Origin of the sequence: Cryptosporangium japonicum (genome assembly GCF_039524755.1) — a bacterium.
Taxonomy (GTDB): Bacteria; Actinomycetota; Actinomycetes; order Mycobacteriales; family Cryptosporangiaceae; genus Cryptosporangium; species Cryptosporangium japonicum.
Genome location: NZ_BAAAGX010000006.1, coordinates 504182 through 526051, shown reverse-complemented (window position 1 = coordinate 526051; position 21870 = coordinate 504182). Strand labels below are relative to the sequence as shown.

Annotated in this window: 19 protein-coding genes and 1 pseudogene; 16 read left to right on the top strand and 4 right to left on the bottom strand. The window is 70.9% G+C overall.

Going from position 1 to position 21870, the window contains the following annotated elements; genetic code table 11:
* Nucleotides 1-10 precede the first annotated feature (10 nt).
* From ABD437_RS07355 to ABD437_RS07340, 4 genes are all read left to right on the top strand, one after another.
* Nucleotides 11-1618, top strand: coding sequence for a molybdopterin-dependent oxidoreductase (locus ABD437_RS07355; protein WP_344647968.1), 1608 nt, complete (start codon nt 11-13; stop codon nt 1616-1618).
* A gap of 62 nt (nt 1619-1680) precedes the next feature.
* Nucleotides 1681-2877: a cyclic dehypoxanthinyl futalosine synthase gene (gene mqnC, locus ABD437_RS07350; RefSeq protein WP_344647967.1), complete on the top strand. Its 1197-nt coding sequence runs from the start codon at nt 1681-1683 to the stop codon at nt 2875-2877.
* A gap of 42 nt (nt 2878-2919) precedes the next feature.
* Nucleotides 2920-3960, top strand: coding sequence for a MerR family transcriptional regulator (locus ABD437_RS07345; RefSeq protein ID WP_344647966.1), 1041 nt, complete (start codon nt 2920-2922; stop codon nt 3958-3960).
* 86 nt (nt 3961-4046) lie between these two features.
* Complete coding sequence (locus ABD437_RS07340; RefSeq protein WP_344647965.1) at nt 4047-5108, top strand: polyprenyl synthetase family protein; 1062 nt, start codon at nt 4047-4049, stop codon at nt 5106-5108.
* Here ABD437_RS07340 and ABD437_RS07335 read toward each other — a convergent pair.
* Both ABD437_RS07335 and ABD437_RS07330 read right to left on the bottom strand, forming a co-directional pair.
* Nucleotides 5105-6682: an AMP-binding protein gene (locus tag ABD437_RS07335; RefSeq protein ID WP_344647964.1), complete on the bottom strand. Its 1578-nt coding sequence runs from the start codon at nt 6680-6682 to the stop codon at nt 5105-5107. The genes ABD437_RS07340 and ABD437_RS07335 overlap by 4 nt on opposite strands.
* Nucleotide 6683: 1 nt before the next feature.
* Complete coding sequence (locus tag ABD437_RS07330; protein WP_344647963.1) at nt 6684-7196, bottom strand: SCP2 sterol-binding domain-containing protein; 513 nt, start codon at nt 7194-7196, stop codon at nt 6684-6686.
* Nucleotides 7197-7297: 101 nt separating this feature from the next.
* Here ABD437_RS07330 and ABD437_RS07325 point away from each other — a divergent pair, with 101 nt between their 5' ends.
* Nucleotides 7298-7984, top strand: a complete 687-nt coding sequence (locus tag ABD437_RS07325) for a demethylmenaquinone methyltransferase (RefSeq protein WP_344647962.1) — start codon at nt 7298-7300, stop codon at nt 7982-7984.
* Here ABD437_RS07325 and ABD437_RS07320 read toward each other — a convergent pair.
* Together ABD437_RS07320 and ABD437_RS07315 are read right to left on the bottom strand one after the other, a co-directional pair.
* Complete coding sequence (locus ABD437_RS07320; RefSeq protein ID WP_344647961.1) at nt 7981-8583, bottom strand: superoxide dismutase family protein; 603 nt, start codon at nt 8581-8583, stop codon at nt 7981-7983. The two genes, ABD437_RS07325 and ABD437_RS07320, sit on opposite strands and share 4 nt — an antisense overlap.
* 82 nt (nt 8584-8665) lie before the next feature.
* Entirely contained in the window at nt 8666-9274 is a 609-nt protein-coding gene (locus tag ABD437_RS07315) for a superoxide dismutase family protein (protein ID WP_344647960.1), read from the bottom strand.
* Between the two features lie 399 nt (nt 9275-9673).
* Between ABD437_RS07315 and ABD437_RS07310 the strand changes: the two genes are divergently transcribed.
* From ABD437_RS07310 to ABD437_RS07260, 11 genes and pseudogenes are all read left to right on the top strand, one after another.
* Nucleotides 9674-10954 (top strand): geranylgeranyl reductase family protein, encoded by a 1281-nt coding sequence (locus ABD437_RS07310; protein WP_344648175.1) that lies wholly within the window; start codon nt 9674-9676, stop codon nt 10952-10954.
* A gap of 133 nt (nt 10955-11087) precedes the next feature.
* Nucleotides 11088-11465, top strand: coding sequence for an NADH-quinone oxidoreductase subunit A (locus ABD437_RS07305; RefSeq protein WP_344647959.1), 378 nt, complete (start codon nt 11088-11090; stop codon nt 11463-11465).
* A gap of 44 nt (nt 11466-11509) precedes the next feature.
* Nucleotides 11510-12172, top strand: a complete 663-nt coding sequence (locus ABD437_RS07300; protein ID WP_344647958.1) for a NuoB/complex I 20 kDa subunit family protein — start codon at nt 11510-11512, stop codon at nt 12170-12172.
* On the top strand, nt 12151-12855 hold the full coding sequence (locus ABD437_RS07295; protein ID WP_344648174.1) for an NADH-quinone oxidoreductase subunit C: 705 nt from the start codon (nt 12151-12153) through the stop codon (nt 12853-12855). Before ABD437_RS07300 ends, ABD437_RS07295 begins: the two co-directional genes overlap by 22 nt.
* Before the next feature lie 13 nt (nt 12856-12868).
* Nucleotides 12869-14191 (top strand): NADH-quinone oxidoreductase subunit D, encoded by a 1323-nt coding sequence (locus ABD437_RS07290; protein ID WP_344647957.1) that lies wholly within the window; start codon nt 12869-12871, stop codon nt 14189-14191.
* Nucleotides 14188-15084, top strand: a pseudogene (gene nuoE, locus ABD437_RS07285) (NADH-quinone oxidoreductase subunit NuoE); the annotation flags it as partial. The gene ABD437_RS07290 and the pseudogene nuoE, both read left to right, overlap by 4 nt.
* Nucleotides 15085-15371: 287 nt before the next feature.
* A complete protein-coding gene (nuoF, locus tag ABD437_RS07280) occupies nt 15372-16679 on the top strand; it encodes an NADH-quinone oxidoreductase subunit NuoF (RefSeq protein ID WP_344647956.1) in 1308 nt (435 codons plus the stop codon).
* A complete protein-coding gene (locus tag ABD437_RS07275) occupies nt 16679-19231 on the top strand; it encodes an NADH-quinone oxidoreductase subunit G (protein ID WP_344647955.1) in 2553 nt (850 codons plus the stop codon). The genes nuoF and ABD437_RS07275 overlap by 1 nt, the downstream gene beginning before the upstream one ends.
* Nucleotides 19231-20541, top strand: coding sequence for an NADH-quinone oxidoreductase subunit NuoH (gene nuoH / locus ABD437_RS07270; protein WP_344647954.1), 1311 nt, complete (start codon nt 19231-19233; stop codon nt 20539-20541). Before ABD437_RS07275 ends, nuoH begins: the two co-directional genes overlap by 1 nt.
* A gap of 1 nt (nt 20542) precedes the next feature.
* Complete coding sequence (gene nuoI / locus ABD437_RS07265) at nt 20543-21097, top strand: NADH-quinone oxidoreductase subunit NuoI (RefSeq protein WP_344647953.1); 555 nt, start codon at nt 20543-20545, stop codon at nt 21095-21097.
* Complete coding sequence (locus tag ABD437_RS07260; protein ID WP_344647952.1) at nt 21094-21870, top strand: NADH-quinone oxidoreductase subunit J; 777 nt, start codon at nt 21094-21096, stop codon at nt 21868-21870. Before nuoI ends, ABD437_RS07260 begins: the two co-directional genes overlap by 4 nt.

Sequence of the window (21870 nt, the reverse complement as noted above, 5' to 3'; positions counted from 1 at the left end):
TGGTGGCGACGTGAACACCCCGTGGAAGCTCTTCGCGCTGGCCGGGATCGCGTCGGCGGCGATCGCGATCGGCGTGGCGGAGTTGGTGGCGGCGTTCGTCGGGCCGTCGTCGTCCCCGCTGACCGCGGTGGCCGGCGCGGTCGTCGACCGGGTTCCGCGCTCGCTCGAGCAGTTCGGCGTGCAGACGTTCGGCAGCTGGGACAAACCGCTGCTCACGGTCGTCGTGATCCTCGTGGTCGCGGGTGCGGCCGCGCTGGCGGGCGTCCTGGCTCGGCGTCATATAGGCTTCGGTTTGGGAGTAATTGCGGTATTTGCAGTAGTTGGGGCTCTCGCGGCGATCGAGCGCCCGGACTCCACCAGCTACGCGGTGATTCCGACGCTGGTGGGTGCCGGCGCGGCGATGCTGGCGCTGTCTCCGCTGGTCCGAAGGGCCGCCGAGGCGAGCACGGCCCCGGACTCCCGGCGATCTGCGGGGCCGGCCGATGTCGGGGGTGCGGCCGGCTCCGCTCCCGGCGCCGCCGACACCCCCTGGTTGGGGGGCGGTGGAGCGTCGCGTCGGACGTTCCTGCTGCTGGCCGGGGGCACCGCCGGAGCGGCCGTCGTCGCGGGCGGGGCCGGGCGTCTGCTCGCCCGCTGGCGCGGGGTGAGCGAACAGCGTGCCGCGATCCGTCTGCCGGCCCCGGCGTCGCCGGCCCCGCCGGTGCCCGCCGGAGCGAAGCTCGACGTCGCCGGAATCACGCCCTGGACCACGCCGAACGTCGACTTCTACCGCGTCGACACCGCGTTCGTGCTGCCCCAGGTGAACCCGGACACCTACCGGCTGCGCATCCACGGCCGGGTCCGGCGCGAGCTCACGCTCACCTACGACGACCTGCTCGGTCTCCCGCTGGTCGAGCGCGACATCACGCTGGCCTGCGTCTCCAACGAGGTCGGCGGTGACCTCACCGGGAACGCCCGCTGGCTCGGCGTCCGGCTGAAGGACCTGTTGGACCGGGTGGAGCCGGACGCGGACGCCGACCAGCTCGTCGGTCGCTCCGCCGACGGCTGGACCTGCGGCACCCCCACCGCGGCCTGCCGGGACGGACGGGACGCGATCCTGGCGGTCGGCATGAACGGCGAACCGCTGCCGATCGCACACGGTTTCCCGGTGCGGATGGTCGTGCCGGGCCTCTACGGCTACGTGAGCGCCACCAAGTGGCTGGTGGACCTGGAGCTCTCCCGGTTCGGCGACTTCGACGCGTACTGGGTGCCGCGCGGCTGGTCGCAGCAGGCGCCGATCAAGACCGCGTCACGCATCGACACGCCGCGCGCGTCCGCGGAGGTCTCCGGCACGGTGACGGTCGCCGGCGTGGCCTGGGCGCAGCGCCGTGGCATCACGAAGGTCGAGGTCCGGGTGGACAGCGGAGCCTGGCAGCCGGCCACGCTCGCGGCGTCCGACTCGACCGACACGTGGCGCCAGTGGAGCTGGCGGTGGGACACCACGTCCGCGGGCCCCGGCAACCACGCGCTCGAGGTGCGCGCCACCGACGCCACCGGCGTGACCCAGTCGGCCGAGCCCCGGCCCCCCGCGCCGAACGGCTCCGAGGGCTACCACCGCGTCGACGTCGAGGTGCGCTGACGCGGGCCGGGGTTGTGGACACCACAAACGGCGCGCGGCCGAACCGGGTTACGCTCGACGTCGTGACCGGAAACGCTGCCACTGCCGAAATCCTCCAGCGCGCCGCCGACGGCGGCCGGATCTCGCCGGAGGAGGCGCTGCTGCTCTACACCGAGGCGCCGCTGCACGCGCTCGGTCAGGCCGCCGACACGGTCCGGCGCCGGCTGTACGGCGACGTGGCCCACGTCGCGACGTACATCATCGACCGGAACATCAACTACACGAACGTCTGCGTCACCGCGTGCAAGTTCTGCGCGTTCTACCGCGCGCCGAAGCACAAGGAAGGCTGGTCGCACGATCTCGAGGAGATCCTGCGCCGCTGCGACGAGGCGGTGAAGCTCGGCGCGACGCAGATCATGCTCCAGGGTGGGCACCACCCGGAGTACGGCGTCGAGTACTACGAGACGGTGTTCGGCGCGATCCGGCGCGAGTACCCGTCGCTGACGCTGCACTCGCTCGGCGCGTCCGAGGTCATGCACATGTCGAAGGTCTCCAAGGTCAGCATCGAGGAGTCGATCACCCGCATCCACGCGGCCGGTCTCGACTCGTTCGCCGGTGCCGGCGCGGAGATCCTGGTCGAGCGTCCGCGCAAGGCCATCGCGCCGCTGAAGGAATCGGGCGAGCGCTGGCTCGAGGTGATGGAGACCGCGCACAACCTCGGCGTCGAGTCCACCGCCACGTTCATGATGGGCACCGGCGAGACCAACGCCGAGCGCATCGAGCACATGCGCATGGTCCGTGACGTGCAGGACCGCACCGGTGGGTTCCGGTCGTTCATCCCGTGGACGTACCAGCCGGAGAACAACCACCTGAAGGGCCGCACCCAGGCCACCAGCCTGGAGTACCTGCGCCTGGTCGCGGTGGCCCGGCTCTTCTTCGACAACGTCAGGCACCTGCAGGGCTCCTGGCTGACGACCGGTAAGGACATCGGTCAGCTGACGCTGCACTACGGCGCCGACGACCTGGGCTCGGTCATGCTCGAGGAGAACGTGGTCTCCAGCGCGGGCGCGAAGCACCGCTCCAACCGCACCGAGCTCATCTCGCTGATGCGCAGCGCGGGCCGCACGCCGGCCCAGCGCGACACGCTCTACAACCACATCCTCGTGCACGACGACCCGGCGAACGACCCGAGCGACGACCACATCGTGTCGCACTTCGCGTCGATCGCACTGCCGGGCGGTGGAGTCGGCCGCAACCTGCCGCTGGTGGAAGCGAGCTGACTTCAACGCGCGCATTCGGCCGTTGCGCGCGATGATCAAGCCGTGGCGAGTGACGACGAGCGTGAGGTGGTCCGCCCTACCTGGGGCGGACCGCGCCTGACCGCGGGCGCGGTGGCCCGGCGGCTCGGCGTCGCGGTCACCACGTTGCGCACCTGGGACCAGCGGTACGGGCTCGGTCCCAGCGAGCACGAAGCCGGGCGCCATCGGCGTTACACCACCGAGGACGTCCGCCGCCTGGAGATGATGCGCCGGCTGACGTTCCAGGGGGTCTCCCCGGCCGACGCCGCCCGCACCGCGCTGGCCGCCGAACCGGGTGAGCTGGCCGAGCCGGCTCCGCGGGTCGCGGCCGCCCGCTCCACCGGGCGCCGGGTGATGCCGGTCGGTCAGGCCCAGGCCGCGGCCCGGGGCATCGCGCGCGCCGCCGGAAGCATGGACGGCGACGCGATCGCCGAGGAGATCCGGAGCTGTCTGCGCACGTACGGCACGGTGCTGACCTGGACCGAGGTGCTGGTTCCGGTGCTCAGCGCGCTGGGCCAGCGCTGGCAGGCCGGGCACAGCGTCGTCGAGATCGAGCATTTGTTGTCCTGGCACATCTCCACCGAACTGCGGATGGTCGTACCCGGTCCGGCCGGGCCGCGGCGCGCGCGGGCCGACGACGAGCCGGTGCCCGCGCTGGCTCCGTCACGCACGCTGCTCGCGTCGGTGGACGAGGAGCAGCACACGCTGCCGCTCGAAGCGCTCGCGGCGGCTCTGCGTGAAGCGCGCCGAGGCACCCGCATCCTCGGCGCCAGGGTGCCCGCCGACGCGATGGTGGAGGCGGTGCGGCGTACCGGCCCGGCCGTCGTCGTGCTGTGGTCGCAGATCCCGGACACCGCCGACCCGACGGTGTTCACGAAACTGGCGGCGCTCGGCCGTCCGATCCGGCTGATCGCCGGGGGCCCGGGGTGGTCGGGGCCGGCCCGGCGCCGCATGCCGCCCGGCGTTGCGTTGCCGACTTCGCTGGTGGAAGCCGTAGAGGGTGTACTGGCCGCGTTGGGTGGGCCGGTGTCATCTCGAGATGCGGGCCGCCGCGCCTCGCGGTAGGAATCGATGCACAACCGATGCACCGCCGACAGGACGAGGTCGAGATGAGCACGCAGGTCCAGAGCACAGCTCGACCGGTTTCGCGGATGAAGGTCACGAGCGTCGACGTGCGTGCGCGCGTCGGTCTGGCGCTGGAGAACTTCCTCGCCGACTACGTCGCGGTGCTGGGCCGGGTCGGCGAGGAGCTCTCCGACCTGGAGGCGCCGCTGCAGGCCTCGGTGCTGGCCGGGGGCAAGCGGCTGCGTCCGCTGTTCGCCTACTGGGGCGCCAGAGCGGCCGGCGCTCCGGACGACGAGCCGCTGATCCGGGCGGCCGCGTCGCTGGAACTCCTGCACGCGTTCGCGTTGATCCACGACGACGTGATGGACGGCTCCGACCTGCGTCGCGGCCGCCCGTCGGCGCACCGGGCGCTGGCCTCGGCGCACCGGGTGGCCGGGCGCCACGGCGACCCGGACCGCTACGGCTCGGCGGCCGCGATCCTCCTCGGTGACCTGCTGCTGGTGCTCTCGGAGCAGATGCTCGCCACGGCCGGGCTGTCCGCACCCGCCGCCCTGCGCACGCGTGACGTGTTCGCGACGATGCGCCTGGAGCTCATGGCGGGCCAGTACCTCGACATCTCGGCCCCGACGCGCGGCGGCGTGCCGCTGGAGCGGGCGCTGCGGATCGCGCAGTACAAGAGCGGCAAGTACACCGTGGAGGCGCCGCTGCACCTCGGTGCCGCGGTCGCGGGGGCACCGGCGGCGGTGATCGACGCCTACACCGCGTTCGCGCTCCCGATCGGCGAGGCGTTCCAGCTGCGCGACGACCTGCTCGGCGTGTTCGGTGACAGCGAGGTGACCGGGAAACCCTCCGGTGAGGACCTGCGCGAGGGCAAGCAGACCGTGTTGATCGCGGCCACCCGGGAGCAGGCCACCGAGGCCGGTCGGGCGCTGCTCGTGGAGCGCCTCGGCGATCCCGGCCTGGACGAGGCCGGCGTCACCGCGCTGCGTGAGCTGATCGTCGACTGCGGTGCGCGTGACCGCGTCGAGAAGATGATCGCGGAGCGCTGCACCCACGCGCTCGCGGTGCTGGAGCACGCGCCGCTCACGACCGAGGGCCGCGAAGCCCTGCGCACCCTCGCGATCGCCGCCGTGGACCGGAGGGCCTAACCGCGGAGGAGGCGGGGAACCACCTTGCCCGTCGCGTTCCTCGGGAGCTCGTCCAGGAAGTGGACGTCCCGGGGCACGGAGTAGCGGGCCGCCTTCGCCTTCACCAGGTCCCGGATCGTGTCCGCGTCGGCCGGGTGGCCCTCGTGCAGCACGACGTAGGCCGCCAGCCGCTGGCCGAAGTCGTCGTCCGGCACCCCGATCACGGCCACCTCGCGCACGCACTCGGCTTCGGTGAGGATGTTCTCCACTTCGCGGGGGAACACGTTCTCGCCGCCGGACACGATCATGTCGTCGTCCCGCCCGTCCACGAACAGCAGGCCGGTCGCGTCGAGGTGGCCGACGTCGCCGGTGCTCATGAAGCCCCGGCGGACCTCCTTCGACGCCCCGTTCGTGTATCCCTCGAACAGCATCCCGTTCGCGACGAAGATGCGGCCCGGCGTCCCGGCGGGCAGGTCGTTGCCGTTCTCGTCCAGGATGGCCAGCCGGGTGCCCAGCGGCGCCTGACCGGCCGTCCGGGGCTCCCGGCGCAGGTCGGACGGCGTCGCGATCGTCGCCCAGGACACCTCGGTCGAGCCGTAGAGGTTGTAGAGGACGTCGCCGAACGCGTCCATGAAGTGGACCGCGAAGTCGCCGATCAGCGCCGATCCGCTGCTGGCGATCGCGCGGACCGTGCTCAGGTCGTACGTCGCCCGCGCCTCCGGGGCCAGCTCCAGCATCCGCTGCATCATGATCGGGACGACGAACACCCCGTTCACCCGGTGGGTGGCGACGTCGTTCAGCAGCGCCTCGGGCTCGAACCGTCGCCGCAGCACCAGCGTGGCCCGCAACCCCATGCCGACCTGCAGCCCGGCGAATCCCCAGGTGTGGAACAGCGGTGCCGGGATCGCGACCGTGTTCCGCACTTTCAGCGGGATCTTCGACAGGATCGAGGCCAGCGCACCGAGCCCGTGCGGCGGCGGCCGCCGGGCGCCCTTCGGTGCGCCGGTGGTGCCGGACGTGAGGACGATCGTGCGCCCGACCACCTCGGGCGGCGCGGCCCTACCGCCGGGATTCCGCGCGACGAGGTCGTCGAGAGTGGTCCGTCCGGGGTGCTGCTCGGCCCAGGCCACGATCACCGGGACGCCCGGCTCGCCGATCAGCGGCAGGAACTCCTCGTCGGCGATGACGAGCTCGGCGCTCTGTTCACGCAGCACGGTCTCGAGCTGGGCCGCGGACAGGCCGGTGTTCACCAGCACGGTGTCGGCGCCCAGCGTCGCCGACGCCACCAGCGCTTCGATCAGCCCGGCGTGGTTGCGGCAGAGCACGGCGACCCGGCTCTTCCCGCGGACGCCCAGCGCGGCCAGGCCCTGGGAGATCCGGGTGGCGCGGTCGACGAGCTCGGCGAACGTCACCTGGCGCCGTTCGTCGATCAGCGCGATCCGTTCGGGGTCGCGGGCCGCGGCGCTGGTGTAGCCACCGGCCAGGCTCAGCCCCCAGCTCTTCAGCGCGACGAGTTGCCTGGTGATGCGGTCGGGGCGCCCCGGCGCGACGACACCGGCTTTGACCAGCGTGGTGGCCAGCTGGGTCGCGTACACGTCAGGCCGCCGTCGGCACGACGAAGATCTTGGCCAGCACGGCCGCCAGGCCCAGGTCGCCGCGGACCTTGAGCTTGCCGGTCATGAACATCGTCGTGGGCCTGCCGTTGCCCGACGTCAGCAGCAGGAACTCCGGGCCGCCGAGGATGATCGTCGTGTCGGCACCGTGCTCGGCAACCGTGTTGACCTCGCAGCGGTCGCCGTGCAGGACGAGTTCGAACTCGTCCTGACCACCGTCGGGACGGCCGGTGACCTTCCAGTGGATGACCTTCGGCGGACGCTTCTCGCCGGCCCGGTAGTGCTCGGTGAACCGGCGGAGGATCTGGTCGAGGACGACCGTCCGGGCCGGGCTGCTCATCACGGCCTCGAGCTGGTCGCGCCGGGCGCGTCCGATCAGGCGGGCGAAAACGGCCGGGTCGACGTCGTCCAACCCCTCCAGGGTGTCGGCCCGGGAGAGCAGCGCTCGGAACTCCTCGGTGCTGATCGTTTTCGGGTCGATGTCGAAGGACGACACGGCGGGCTCCCTCGGGTCGGTATTTAACGCGCCAGTAGGTTACTCCCGAGTTAAACAGTCGGGCCAGGCTTTCGGTCAACTCGCCGATTAGTCTGAGCGGCATGACGCGCGCATCACTGGAGAAGCGACCGAACGAAGTAGCGGCAATGTTCGACCAGGTCGCACGCCGGTACGACCTGACGAACACGGTGATCTCGTTCGGCCAGGACCGTCGGTGGCGCGCGCTCACCGCCGACGTGCTCGACCTCCGCCCGGGCGAGCGGTGCCTCGACCTGGCGGCCGGCACCGCGGTCTCCACCGCCGAGCTCGCCCACTCCGGCGCGGAGGTCATCGCCTGCGACTTCTCGCTGGGCATGCTCCGCGAAGGCCTCGATCGGGGCGTCCCGCTCGTCGCGGGCGACGCGATGCACCTGCCGTTCCCCGACGCGGCCTTCGACGCCGTGACGATTTCGCTCGGGCTGCGGAACGTCGCCGACACGGCCGCCGGGCTGGCCGAGATGGCACGGGTCACGAAACCGGGCGGCCGTCTCGTCGTGCTCGAGTTCAGTAGCCCGACGTGGGCGCCCTTCCGGACCGTCTACACCGAATACCTCATGCGGGCGCTTCCGCAGGTGGCCCGCACGGTGAGCAGCGCGCCGGACGCCTACGTGTACCTGGCCGAGTCGATCCGTGCCTGGCCCGACCAGGCGGGCCTGGCCGGGCTGATCGCGGCGAACGGCTGGGGATCGGTGCGCTGGCGCAATCTGACCGGCGGAATCGTCGCCCTGCACCACGCCATCAAGAGTTAGATCGTCAGGCAGGCCACCCGGTCGCCGGCCGTGCCCGCCTTGCCCGGGGCGGTCTCGGTCTTCTTGGCGTGGATGACCAGCGACTGGGGCTTCGCGGTGAACGTCCACTCCTGGGTGCTCCGGCTGGTGCCCGCGCCCTGCGCGTCGGTGGTGAGGTCGAGCCACACCTCGTTGCGCGGGTTGGCGTAGCTCGGGTCCACCGACGGCGGTGAGGCCTTCGCGGCCGGGTCGTGTTCGTGCTGGTAGTGCGGCCCGGCCGCCTTGCCCGTCTCCCCGCACGGCTTGGTGTGCAGGTGGGCGCCGTAGACCCGGTCGGCGAGCAGGCCCTGGGCGGTCAGCGTCACCACGGTGGCGCCGTCGGACTCGGTGATCGTCACCTCCGCGGTGGCTCCCGGTGGCACCACCGCGGGGTCGTACGTCACCGCCCGGGCGCTCGACGAGTACGGGCCGAACGTCCCCTTGGTCGCCGACGCCGGTTTCACCGCGGTCGACGCGGAACTCTCCGGTGTGGACGTCTCCGGCTCCGGGTCGGCGCATCCGGCGACGAACAGAGCCGTGGCCGTGGCGGTGACGACGAGTAATCCAGCTGATCGGTACATTTCCCCGCCTTTCGGGAAGGTGTCAACGCCCCGAGACGGTACTGGCCGGAAATGTCGAACTTTGTTAGCCGGACAACACGGATCAGCGGTTCACCGTGAGGCACGCCAGCCGGTCGCCGGCCATGCCCGCCTTGCCGTCCTCGGTCTCGGTCTTCTTGGCGTGGATGACCAGTGACTTCGGTTTGGTGATGAAGCGCCACTGCTGGGTGCTCTTGCTCGTGCCGGTGCCCTGTGAGTCGGTCGTCACGTCGAGCCAGACCTCGTTCTGCGGGTTGGCGTAGAGCTGGTCCACCGACGGCGCCGACGCGGACAGGGCCGGGTCGGGCCGGTGCTGGTAGTGCGGGCCGGCCGCGGTGCCGGTGGGGCCGCACGGCTGGGTGTGCAGGTGCGCGCCGTAGACCCGGTTCGGCAGCAGGCCCCGGACGTCGAGCGTCACGGTCGTGGTGTCGACGATCTCGGCGATCGTGAGGTGGGCCGAGGCGCCGGACGGGATCAGCTTCGGGTCGTAGGCGATCGCCGTGGCGCTGGGGGAGTACGGGGCGAACGTTCCCTCGGCGACGGTCGGCTGGGTCGCCTCGATCGCGCCCGAGGTCGCGGTCTCCGACGTGCTCTGCCGCTCCGCGCCACCACAGGCGGCAGCGGCCAGCAATGCGGCGGTTACGACGACGAATCCTGCGGTCCGGCGAATCACGTGTCCCCCTGCGGTAATGATCAGGCTAAGTACGGATATGTACATATACCGCGTGAGGGGCACGCTACTCGGTGCGTCGATTTTTTGTGACCCCGGGAACAATCGCCGAGGCGGCAGTGAACGCGGGCAAAACCACGTAAACAGTGGTCGTCCCCGGGGTTGGAACCTGTGGGTGGCGGTGACCCCGTGCACCGGCGCAATCCGGGTTAGGTGAGCCTTAGTACCCAGGCATGTGATGAGCGGCATAGACTGCCGACCGTGAGTTCGTGAACATTTTCACAAGCGCACGAAAGCCCTGCCCCCAGGCCCCTTCGAGAGGCTGCCGTGACCACCGAGCCCGCTCCCCGCGGTGCCGAGCCCCCCGTGGTCGACACCGCCGCCGATAGCAGTTCCCTGAGCCTGCCCGGCGTCGCCGGCGGGTCGGATGCTGATGTCATCGTCGTGGGTGCCGGCCCGGCCGGATCCGCGGCGGCCTACCACCTCGCCTCGGCCGGGCTCGACGTCCTCCTGCTGGAGAAGACCGAGTTCCCGCGCGAGAAGGTCTGCGGCGACGGGCTGACCCCGCGTGCGGTCCGGTCGCTGATCTCGATGGGCATCGACGTGTCCACCGAGAACGGCTGGCTGCACAACAAGGGGCTGCGGGTCATCGGCGGCGGCGTCCGGATGGAGCTGCCCTGGCCCGAGCTCGCGGCCTACCCGAACTACGGCCTCACCCGCACCCGCATGGACTTCGACGACATGCTCGCGAAGGCGGCCGTGAAGGCCGGTGCCCAGCTGCGTACGTCCACCACGGTCACCGGCCCGGTGCTCTCCACCGCCGGCCGCGTGGTCGGCGTCGAGGCCGAGCTCGGTCCGGAGAAGACCAAGGCCACTTTCCGCGCCCCGCTGGTGATCGCCGCCGACGGCGTCTCCGGCCGGTTCGCGCTGGCGCTGGGGCTGGCCCGCAACGAGGCCCGGCCGATGGGCGTCGCGGTGCGCCGCTACTACCAGAGCCCTCGCCACGAGGACGACTACCTGGAGTCGTGGTTGGAGCTGTGGGACAAGGTCGACGGTCGCGACCGGCTCCTCCCGGGCTACGGCTGGATCTTCGGGCTCGGTGACGGGCGGTCCAACGTGGGCCTCGGCATCCTCAACAGCTCGGCGGCGTTCAAGGACGTCAACTACCGCCAGCTGCTCAAGACGTGGATGAACGGCACCCCGGAGGAGTGGGGTTTCCGCGAGGAGAACGCCGACGGCCCGATCCGCGGCGCGGCGCTCCCGATGGGCTTCAACCGCAAGCCGCACTACACCCGGGGCCTGATGCTCGTCGGTGACGCCGGCGGCATGGTCAACCCGTTCAACGGCGAGGGCATCGCGTACGCGATGGAGTCCGGCGAGATCGCCGCCGAGGTCGCCGTGCAGGCGCTCGCGCGCTCCGCCGGCCCGAGCCGGGAGCGGGCGCTGCGTGCCTACCCGACGCTGCTCACCGAGCGGTACGGCGGCTACTACCGCCTCGGCGGGGTGTTCGTGAAGCTGATCAGCAACCCCGAGATCATGAAGGTCGCGACGCGGCACGGTCTGCCGCACCCGCTCCTCATGCGATTCGTGTTGAAGCTGCTGGCGAACCTCACCGATCCGCGTGGTGGGGACGCCATGGACCGAGTCATCAACGGCCTGTCCAAGCTCGCGCCCGCAGTGTGATTGAGTACGTCCGACTTAACCGTGGACAGCTGCTTTCCGTTAACTGTCCCGCTACCCCGAAGACAGCGTAACCCCCAGTAATAAAGCTCTACGGCACCTCCTCGCTGCACACCGACGTCAGGGAAGGGAACCGATGGACACCGGTGGTTCACTCGCGCTTTTCGCGCCGATCGTCGGCCTTTTCGTGCTCGCTGCTGTCTTCGCGGTAGGCAGCGTGGGTGCGGCGGCCGTGGTCGGGCCCAAGCGCTACAACAAAGCCAAGCTCGAAGCCTACGAATGCGGTATCGAGCCGTCACCGCAGGCATCCGGCGGTGGGCGATTCCCGGTCAAGTTCTACTTGACCGCGATGCTCTTCATCATCTTCGACATCGAGATCATCTTCACGTACCCGTGGGCGGTCGCCAACGAGGCGCTCGGCATGTTCGGGCTGGTGGAGATGGTGCTGTTCATCCTCACCGTGTTCATCGCCTACGCGTACGTGTGGCGTCGCGGCGGCCTCGACTGGGATTGAGTCGTCCCCGACCAGCCCGTTCTCTTTCGAAAGGGGTCCGTGCGATGGGGCTCGAAGAAAAACTCCCCGGCGGGGTTCTGGTGACCACCGTCGAGAAGCTCGTCAACTGGAGCCGGAAGTCGTCGATGTGGCCGGCCACGTTCGGCCTGGCCTGCTGCGCCATTGAAATGATGACGACCGGCGCCGCCCGGTACGACTTCGCCCGTTTCGGAATGGAGCGGTTCGCCGCCACTCCGCGCCAGGCCGACCTGATGATCGTCGCCGGCCGGGTGAGCCAGAAGATGGCGCCGGTGCTGCGTCAGATCTACGACCAGATGCCCGACCCGAAATGGGTGCTCTCGATGGGCGTCTGCGCGAGTTCGGGCGGCATGTTCAACAACTACGCGATCGTCCAGGGCGTCGATCACGTGGTGCCGGTCGACATGTACCTCCCCGGGTGTCCGCCGCGGCCGGAAATGCTGCTGGACGCCGTCCTGAAACTGCACGAGAAGGTCATGCACGAGCCGCTCGGGCCCAAGCGCCGGGCCGAGCTCGAGCAGGCCAGGTCCGAGGGCACGCTCAAGCGCTACGGCACGATGCCGTCCTCGTTCCGGTACGACAAGACGCTCCGCAAGGAGTGGGAGCAGGCCGAAGCCGAGGGCCGCACCGAGCAGCTCCGGCTCGAGGTCGCCGCGAAGCAGACCGAATCGGGAGTGGCACGCAAGTGAGCACTGACGACGCCGCCCAGAAAGGCATGTTCGGGGTCTCCGGCTCCGGCGACACGTCCGGGTTCGGTGGCCTGGTCCGCAACGTCGCCGACCCGCGCTCCACCCCGCGCCCGTACGGCGGCTACTTCGACGAGGTCGCCGACCTGCTCGGCGAAGGGCTGGCCAAGGCCGACGTCGGCTTCGAGGAGGCGGTCACCCGCGTCGTGGTCGACCGCGGCGAGCTGACGCTGCACGTGCGGCGCGAGCGCATCGTCGAGGTCTGCCGGCTGCTCCGCGACGACGAGGGCCTGCGCTTCGAGCTCTGCAGCTCGGTGTCCGCCGTCGACTACCTGGACGCGCCGCAGGGCAACGACGCGGACGAGCAGGCCGCCCGCCTGCACGTCGTCTACCACCTGACGAGCATGACCTTCCGGCGCCGGATCCGGCTCGAGGTCGCGGTCAGCGTGGAGGACCCGCACGTTCCGTCGGTCACCTCGGTCTACCCGACCGCCGACTGGCAGGAGCGCGAGACCTGGGACATGTTCGGCGTGCTGTTCGACGGCCACCCCGGGCTGACCCGGATCCTCATGCCGGACGACTGGGACGGCCACCCGCAGCGCAAGGACTACCCGCTCGGTGGAGTACCGGTCGAGTACAAGGGCGCGGAGATCCCGCCGCCCGACACCCGCCGGGCCTACCGGTAGAGGAGGTCGTGACATGACACAGGCAACCGACCCCTACGCCGATTCCCGGCAGACGACCGAGGGACGCGTCTACACGGTCACCGGCGGCGACTGGGACTCCATCCAGGCCGAGGACCCGCTGGCCAGCGAGCGCATCGTCGTCAACATGGGTCCGCAGCACCCGTCGACGCACGGCGTGCTGCGCCTCGTCCTCGAGCTCGAGGGCGAGACGATCACCGAGGCGCGCTCGGTCATCGGCTACCTGCACACCGGCATCGAGAAGAACACCGAGTACCGCACGTGGACGCAGGGCACCACGTTCGTCACCCGGATGGACTACCTCGCGCCGATCTTCAACGAGACCGGCTACTGCCTCGCGGTGGAGAAGCTGCTCGGCGTCGAGGTGCCGGAGCGCGCGACGACGTTGCGCGTCCTGCTGATGGAGCTCAACCGGATCAGCTCGCACCTGGTCTGGCTGGCCACCACCGGCATGGAGCTCGGCTCCACGACGATGATGATCTACGGCTTCCGCGAGCGGGAGCACGTGCTCGACCTGTTCGAGGACATCACCGGTCTGCGGATGAACATGGCGTTCGTCCGGCCGGGTGGGCTGGCGCAGGACCTGCCGGTCGGTGCGGTCGACAAGATCCGCGAGTTCATCCCGTACATGCGGTCCAAGATCGACGACTACGAGCGGCTGCTCACCGGTCAGCCGGTGTGGAAGGCCCGCACGAAGAACGTCGGCTTCCTGGACGTCACCGGGTGCCTCGCGCTCGGCGTCACCGGGCCCGTGCTGCGCTCGGCCGGCCTCCCGTGGGACCTGCGCAAGACGATGCCGTACTGCGGCTACGAGAACTACGACTTCGACGTGATCACCGAGACCACCGGCGACGTGTGGGGTCGCTACCTGGTGCGGGTCAACGAGATGCGTGAGTCGCTGCGCATCGTCGAGCAGGCGCTCGACCGGCTGGCTCCCGGCCCGGTCATGGTGGCCGACAAGAAGATCGCCTGGCCGGCGCAGCTCGCGCTCGGCAAGGACGGCATGGGCAACTCGCTGGAGCACGTCCGGCAGATCATGGGCCAGTCGATGGAGGCCCTGATCCACCACTTCAAGCTGGTCACCGAGGGCTTCCGGGTTCCGCCCGGCCAGGTCTACACGGCGGTCGAGTCGCCCCGCGGCGAGCTCGGCTTCCACGTCGTCAGCGACGGCGGCACCCGGCCGTACCGCGTCCACGTGCGCGAACCCAGCTTCGTGAACCTGCAGGCGTTCCCCGCGATGGTCGAGGGTGCCCCGATCGCCGACGCGATCGCGTCCGGCGCCTCGCTGGATCCCGTTATGGGTGGAGTGGATCGATGACTGAGCTGACCGACGAGACGGTCAGGGCCGACCTGGTCGAGCAGGCCGCGACGATCGTCGCGCGCTACCCCGAGGGGCGTTCGCGCTCGGCGCTGCTGCCGATGCTGCACCTGGTGCAGTCGGTCGACGGGTACGTGAGCCCGGCGGGCATCGCGTTCTGCGCCGAGCAGCTCGGCATCACCAAGGCCGAGGTGGCCGCGGTCGCGACGTTCTACACGATGTACAAGCGCCGTCCCACCGGCGAGTACCTGGTGAGCGTCTGCACCAACACGATGTGCGGGGTGCTCGGCGGCGACAAGGCCTACGAGGCACTCTCGGAGTACCTCGAGGTGGGGCACGACCAGACCACCGAGGACGGCCGGATCACGCTCGAGCACGCCGAGTGCCTCGCGGCGTGCGACTACGCGCCGGTGATGACCGTCAACTACGAGTACTTCGACCAGATCGACGCCGACTCGGCGCTCACGCTGGTGAAGCAGCTGCAGGACGGGGAGCGTCCGGTGCCGTCGCGCGGCGCGCGGCTCTGCTCGTTCAAGCAGATCTCGCGGGAACTCGCCGGGTTCAGCGACGACCGCAGCGCGGTCGCGGACCCGATGAACGGGATCGAACCGACCGTCGCCGGTAACCGGGTGGCGGAGGAGCGCCGAGTGAGCGTCCCGGGCTACTACCCGAACACGCCCATCCCGAAGAAGGCCGACCAGGACGCCAAGTCCGCACCGGCGAAGGCCGCCCCCGCGAAGGCCGCTCCGGCGGCCGCCGCACCGGCTCCCGCGGCTGCTGCTCCGGCCGCCGCGCCGGCGGAGGCGGCGGCCTCGCCCGCGGCGAAGGCCGCGGCGGCGACCACCTCGGACGAGGGCCCGAAGACGGCCGAACCGGCCGGTGACGCGGCCGCGCCCAAGACCCCTCGGCGCCGCAGCAGCGGCCCGCTCGTGTCGGCGACGGCGGACCCGGCGAAGCGTCGGCCGGCCAAGCGCACCCCGGGAACCGAGCGCTCGGCCCCGGCGGTCGCCCAGGCTCCGGCGCAGCCGGCCCAGGCCACGACCGACCCGCAGGTCAAGGACGTCGAGACCCCGGAGAACCCGGCCGAGACCTCCCCGACCGTGCCCGAGCCGGCCGCCGACTCCAAGCCGGCCGGTGACGCACCCCCGGCCGACCCCAGGAACCAGAACGAGGGGCAGAAATGAGCGAGCGCGAAGTCCTCACCCCGGTACTCACCAAGCGCTGGCTCTCGCCCGAGGCCTGGAAGATCTCGGTCTACGAGCGGCTCGACGGCTACTCGGGGCTGCGCAAGGCGATGAAGGCCCACCCGGACGACCTGATCCAGCTGGTCAAGGACTCCGGCCTGCGCGGCCGCGGCGGCGCCGGCTTCCCGACCGGTCTGAAGTGGGGCTTCATCCCCCAGGGCGACGGCAAGCCGCACTACCTCGTGGTCAACGCCGACGAGGGCGAGCCCGGCACCTGCAAGGACCTGCCGTACATGATGGCCGACCCGCACGGCCTGATCGAGGGCATCGTGATCGCCTCGTACGCGATCCGGGCCAACTTCGCCGCGATCTACATCCGCGGTGAGGCCGTGCACGCCGCCCGTCGCCTGCGCAACGCGGTCGACGAGGCCTACGCCCGCGGTTACCTCGGCCGCAACATCCTCGGCAGCGGCTTCGACCTGGAGCTGGTCGTCCACTCCGGCGCCGGCGCCTACATCTGCGGCGAGGAGACCGCGCTGCTCGACTCGCTCGAGGGTTACCGCGGCCAGCCGCGCCTCAAGCCGCCGTTCCCCGCGGTGGCCGGTCTCTACGGCGGCCCCACGGTCGTGAACAACGTCGAGACGATCGCGAGCGTCCCGTACATCGTGCTCGGTGGCTCCGAGTGGTGGAAGACGATGGGCACCGAGAAGTCGCCGGGCCCGAAGATCTTCTCGATCTCCGGGCGGGTCAACCGTCCGGGCCAGTACGAGTGCCACCTCGGCATCACGCTGCGCGAGCTGCTGGAGCTGGCCGGTGGCATGAAGGACGGCCACCAGCTGAAGTTCTGGACGCCGGGTGGTTCGTCCACGCCGCTGTTCACCGCCGAGCACCTCGACGTCCCGCTGGACTTCGAAGGCGCCGCGGCCGCCGGGTCGATGCTCGGGACGACCGCCGTGCAGGTGTTCAGCGACCAGGACGACGTGGTGTACGCGACCTACCGCTGGATCGCGTTCTACGCGCACGAGTCCTGCGGCAAGTGCACGCCGTGCCGCGAGGGCAACTACTGGATGGTGCAGGTGCTCCGCCGGATCCTGTCCGGCCAGGGCACCAAGGCCGACCTCGACACGCTGCTCGACACCTGCGACAACATCTTCGGCCGGTCGTTCTGCGCGCTCGGTGACGGCGCGACCAGCCCGGTGACGTCGTCGCTCAAGTACTTCCGCGACGACTACCTCGACTACATCGAGGGCCGCAAGGCGCCGTACTTCTCGGCCGAGCAGGCCGCACTCGCCGGAGCGCACTGATGACCGTTGCACCTGAGCAAGTCGACACCGTCACGCTGACGATCGACGGCCTGAGCGTCACCGTGCCGAAGGGCACGCTGATCATCCGGGCCGCCGAGGAGCTGGGCATCCAGATCCCGCGGTTCTGCGACCACCCGCTGCTCGAGCCGGTCGGTGCCTGCCGGCAGTGCATCGTGGAGGTGGACGGCCAGCGCAAGCCGGTCGCGAGCTGCACGGCCACGGTCACGCCCGACATGGTGGTCAAGACGCAGCTCTCCAGCCCGGTCGCCGAGAAGGCGCAGCGGGGCACGCTCGAGCTGCTGCTGATCAACCACCCGCTGGACTGCCCGGTCTGCGACAAGGGCGGCGAGTGCCCGCTGCAGAACCAGGCGATGAGCAACGGCGCCGCCGAGTCGCGGTTCCGTGACGTCAAGCGCACCTACCCGAAGCCGCTGGCGATCTCGTCGCAGGTGCTGCTCGACCGCGAGCGCTGCGTGCTCTGCGCCCGCTGCACACGCTTCTCCAAGCAGGTCGCCGGTGACCCGTTCATCGAGCTGCTGGAGCGCTCCGCGCTGGAGCAGGTCGGCATCGCGTCCGACGAGCCGTTCCAGTCCTACTTCTCCGGCAACACGGTGCAGATCTGCCCGGTCGGTGCGCTCACCGGCGCCGCCTACCGGTTCCGGGCCCGCCCGTTCGACCTGGTCAGCACGCCGAGTGTCTGCGAGCACTGCGCCAGCGGCTGTTCGCTGCGCACCGACTGGCGGCGCGGCAAGGTGCTCCGCCGGCTGGCCGGCGAGGACCCCGAGGTCAACGAGGAGTGGAACTGCGACAAGGGCCGGTGGGCGTTCACCTACGCCACCGGCAAGGCCCGGCTGACGCAGCCGCTGGTGCGTAACGCGGCGGGCACGCTCGAACCCGTCTCCTGGACCGAGGCGTTCGAGGCCGCGGCCCGTGGCCTCGAGGCCGCGAAGGAGAACGGCGGCGTCGGCGTGCTGCCCGGTGGCCGTCTCGCCTACGAGGACGCCTACGCGTACGCGAAGTTCGCGCGGGTCGCCCTCGGCACCAACGACGTGGACTTCCGGGCCCGCCCGCACTCCGACGAGGAGTCGCTGTTCCTCGGCGCGCACGTGGCCGGGCGTCCGCTCGACGTCACCTACGCCGACCTGGAGAACGCGCCGGCCGTGCTGCTCGTCGCGTTCGAGCCGGAGGAGGAGTCGCCGATCGTCTTCCTCCGCCTGCGCAAGGCCTGGCGCAAGCGCGGTGCGAAGGTCTGGTCGGTGGCCCCGCTGGCCACCCGCGGCCTGGACAAGCTCGGCGGCACGCTGATCCAGGCGACGCCGGGCGCCGAGCCGAAGGTGCTCGACGCGCTGCGCGGCGGCGAGCTGCCCGACCTGACCTCGCTCTCCGACGCCCTGCGCACACCGGGCGCGGTGATCCTGGTCGGTGAGCGCGCGGCGAGCATCCGCGGTGCGTACTCGGCGGCCTCGCTGCTGGCGCTGTCCACCGGCGCGAAGCTCGGCTGGGTGCCGCGTCGCGCCGGTGAGCGCGGCGCGGTCGAGGCCGGTGCGCTGCCGAACCTGCTGCCCGGCGGGCGCCAGGTGTCCTCGGCGGCCGGTCGGTCGGCGGTGGAGGCCGCCTGGGGTGCGTCGGTGCCCGAGGCGCCGGGCCGCTCGGTCTCCGGGATCCTCGCGGCCGCGGCCGACGGCACGCTCGGTGGCCTGGTGGTCGGCGGCGTCGACCCCGACGACCTGCCCGACCCGGTGGCGGCACGCGCCGCGCTGGCGGCGGCGCCGTTCGTGGTGAGCCTGGAGCTGCGTTCCTCGGCGGTCGCCGAGTACGCCGACGTCGTGTTCCCGGTCGCTCCGGCGCCCGAGAAGGCCGGCAGCTTCATCAACTGGGAGGGCCGGGTCCGCCCGTTCGGGCTCACCCTCCAGGGCACCGGCGCGCTGAGCGACGCCCGGGTGCTCGACACGCTCGCCTCGGAGCTGGGCGCCTACCTGGGCGCCGCGACGCCGGAGGCGATCCTGGCCGAGGCCACCGCGCTCGGAACCGCGGGCGCGGAGGCCGACCCACCGCCGTCCCCGATGGAGCCGGCCGCGCCCCGGGTGAGCCCCGGTGACGGCGAGGCCGTGCTGGCCACCTGGCACCACCTGCTCGACCTGGGCACGCTGCAGGACGGCGAGGAGCACCTGGCCGGCACCGCGAAGCCCGCGTTCGCGCACCTCTCGCCGGGCACGGCCGCCGAGCTCGGCGTCCGGCCCGGCGCGCACATCCTGGTCTCGACCGACCGGGGCGCGATCCAGCTGCCGGTCGCGGTCACCGAGATGCCCGACCGGGTGGTCTGGGTGCCGACGAACTCGGTCGACTCCCGGGTGCGCCCGACGCTCGGCGTGGGTGCGGGCGATGTGGTCCGGGTTACGGCAGGGTCGGCCTCGGGCCCGGTTCTGTCGGGGGCCCCTGGCAGTGTTCCGGCCGACGGTGGCCTCGGCGACGTCGAGGCCCGCGCCACCAGCGACGGCGGTGACCCGGCTGACGGTGGCCGGCCGGCGGTCGACACCGAGGGGGAGGCCTGATGAGCACCAGCGCTGTGCTGGCGGCCACGGAACCGGCCGCGGTCGGCAACGACCCGTGGTGGCTGATCCTGGTGAAGATCGTCGCGATCTTCGCCATCCTCGTGCTGCTCGTCCTGTTCACGATCGTGGGCGAGCGCAAGGTCATCGGGTACATGCAGGTGCGCCCGGGTCCGAACCGCGTCGGGCCCTGGGGTCTGCTCCAGAGCCTCGCCGACGGCATCAAGCTCGCGTTCAAGGAAGACATCGTCCCGGCGGCGGCCGACAAGGCCGTTTTCATCCTGGCGCCGATCATCTCGGCGATCGTGGCGATCGTCGCGTTCGCGGTGATCCCGCTGGGGCCGAACGTCTCGGTCTTCGGGCACGTCACCGCGCTACAGCTCACCGACCTGCCGGTCGGCGTGCTGTACATCCTGGCCTGCTCGTCGCTGGGTGTGTACGGCATCGTGCTGGCCGGCTGGGCGTCCGGCTCCACCTACCCGCTGCTGGGCGGTATGCGGTCGGCGGCGCAGATGATCTCGTACGAGATCGCGATGGGCCTCTCGATCGTGCCGGTGCTGCTCACCGCGGGTTCGTTGTCCACCAGCGAGATCATCGGGGCGCAGGAGAACACCTGGTTCGTGTTCACGCTGCTGCCGAGCTTCGTCGTCTACGCGATCTCGGCGGTCGGTGAGACCAACCGGGCCCCGTTCGACCTGCCCGAGGCCGAGAGCGAGCTGGTCGGCGGCTTCCACACCGAGTACTCCTCGCTGAAGTTCGCGATGTTCTTCCTCGGCGAGTACATCAACATGGTCACGGTGTCGGCGCTCTGCGCGACGCTGTTCCTGGGCGGCTGGCGCGCGCCGTTCGGCATCGGGACGATCTGGCCGGGCGCCAACGAGAACTGGTGGCCGATCCTCTGGTTCCTGCTCAAGGTCGTCGCGGCCCTGTTCGTGTTCATCTGGCTCCGCGGCACGCTGCCCCGGCTCCGCTACGACCAGTTCATGCACTTCGGCTGGAAGGTCCTGGTCCCGGTCAGCCTGGTCTGGCTGCTGCTCGTCGCCGCGATGCGCACGATCAGCCGCGAGTACGACCTCTCCACGCGCAACGTCCTGATCGGTCTCGCGGTCGTGCTGCTGGTCGTCGTCGCGCTCAGCCTGCTGGTGCCCGAACGCGCCAAGAAGGAAGTCGACGCCCGGGACCCGAACCCGCAGTCCGACTTCCCGGTGCCGCCGATGGACCTGGTCGTCCCGCCGTCCCCGCGGCTCAAGCCGCAGGTTCCCGCGAAGGTGGGCGCGGACGAACAGCCGCCCACCGAAGAGAAGGAGGACTGACGTGCTCGACTCGGTCAAGGGCTTCGGGCTCACCTTCTCGACCATGTTCAAGAAGCGGGTGACGATCAAGTACCCGGACGTGCCGCACCCCGCGGCGCCCCGGTACCACGGTCGGCACGTGCTCAACCGGCACCCCGACGGGCTGGAGAAGTGCGTCGGGTGCGAGCTGTGCGCCTGGGCCTGCCCGGCCGACGCGATCTACGTCGAGGGCGGCGACAACACCGAGGACGAGCGCTACTCGCCCGGTGAGCGGTACGGCGCGGTGTACCAGATCAACTACGCCCGGTGCATCTTCTGCGGGCTCTGCATCGAGGCGTGCCCGACGCGGTCGCTGACCATGTCGAACACCTACGAGCTGGCCAGCGACAGCCGGGCCGACCTGATCTACACCAAGGAGCAGCTGCTCGCGCCGCTGCTGCCCGGTATGGAGCTGCCGCCGCACGCGATGCGGCTCGGCGAGAACGAGACCGACTACTACGTGCAGGGCCCCACCAACCCGGGTGCCTCGGCCGGTGCCGAGCGTCCGGAGCGGGAATCGAAGGAGGTCGTCCGGTGAGCGTTGCTCTCGATGTGCTGGCCGCCGCCGCACCGGGTGACCCGCCGACCGGCGAGAAGGTCGCGTTCTGGGTGCTCGCGCCGGTCGCGCTGGGCGGCGCGCTCGGCATGGTGCTGGCCCGCAACGCGATCCACTCGGCGTTGTTCCTGGTGTGCACGATGTTCAGCCTCGGCGTGTTCTACGTCCTGCAGGCCGCGCCGTTCATCGGCGTCGTGCAGGTCATCGTCTACACCGGCGCGATCATGATCCTGTTCCTGTTCGTGCTGATGCTCGTCGGCCGCGACTCGTCGGACTCGATCGTCGAGACGCTACGCGGGCAGCGCCTCGCCGCCGTGCTGCTCGGCATCGGGCTGGCGGCGCTGGTCACGACCGGCCTCTACCGGGCGCTCGGTGAGGTGTCGGCCGTCGGCCTGGCCCGCACCAATGAGGCCGGCGGCGGGAACGTCGACTCGCTCGCGGCGGTGCTGTTCACCCGCTACGTGTTCGCGTTCGAGACCACCAGCGCACTGCTGATCACCGCCGCGGTCGGCGCGATGATCCTGGCCCACGTCGAGCGCGACAAGGGCGGCGTACCGACGCAGCGCGAGCGGTCGATCGCCCGGTTCCGGAAGGGCAACCACCCGGCTCCCAAGCCCGGTCCCGGCGTCTACGCGCTGTCGGACTCGGTGGCCACCCCGGGCCTGCTCCCCGACGGCACGCCCGCCGAAGGCAGCGTCGCGCCCTCGGTGGAGCGACGCGAACTCGACAGTGGCCTGACCACCCCGAAGGGCTGA

Bases quoted from the DNA above. Each gene is read 5' to 3' on its own strand.
- ABD437_RS07325 (WP_344647962.1), top strand. From the start codon at position 7,298: ATGACGCGCGCATCACTGGAGAAGCGACCGAACGAAGTAGCGGCAATG.
- nuoF (WP_344647956.1), top strand. From the start codon at position 15,372: ATGAGCGAGCGCGAAGTCCTCACCCCGGTACTCACCAAGCGCTGGCTC.
- ABD437_RS07275 (WP_344647955.1), top strand. From the start codon at position 16,679: ATGACCGTTGCACCTGAGCAAGTCGACACCGTCACGCTGACGATCGAC.
- ABD437_RS07300 (WP_344647958.1), top strand. From the start codon at position 11,510: ATGGGGCTCGAAGAAAAACTCCCCGGCGGGGTTCTGGTGACCACCGTC.
- ABD437_RS07340 (WP_344647965.1), top strand. From the start codon at position 4,047: ATGAAGGTCACGAGCGTCGACGTGCGTGCGCGCGTCGGTCTGGCGCTG.
- ABD437_RS07290 (WP_344647957.1), top strand. From the start codon at position 12,869: ATGACACAGGCAACCGACCCCTACGCCGATTCCCGGCAGACGACCGAG.
- ABD437_RS07305 (WP_344647959.1), top strand. From the start codon at position 11,088: ATGGACACCGGTGGTTCACTCGCGCTTTTCGCGCCGATCGTCGGCCTT.
- ABD437_RS07320 (WP_344647961.1), bottom strand. From the start codon at position 8,583: ATGTACCGATCAGCTGGATTACTCGTCGTCACCGCCACGGCCACGGCT.
- nuoH (WP_344647954.1), top strand. From the start codon at position 19,231: ATGAGCACCAGCGCTGTGCTGGCGGCCACGGAACCGGCCGCGGTCGGC.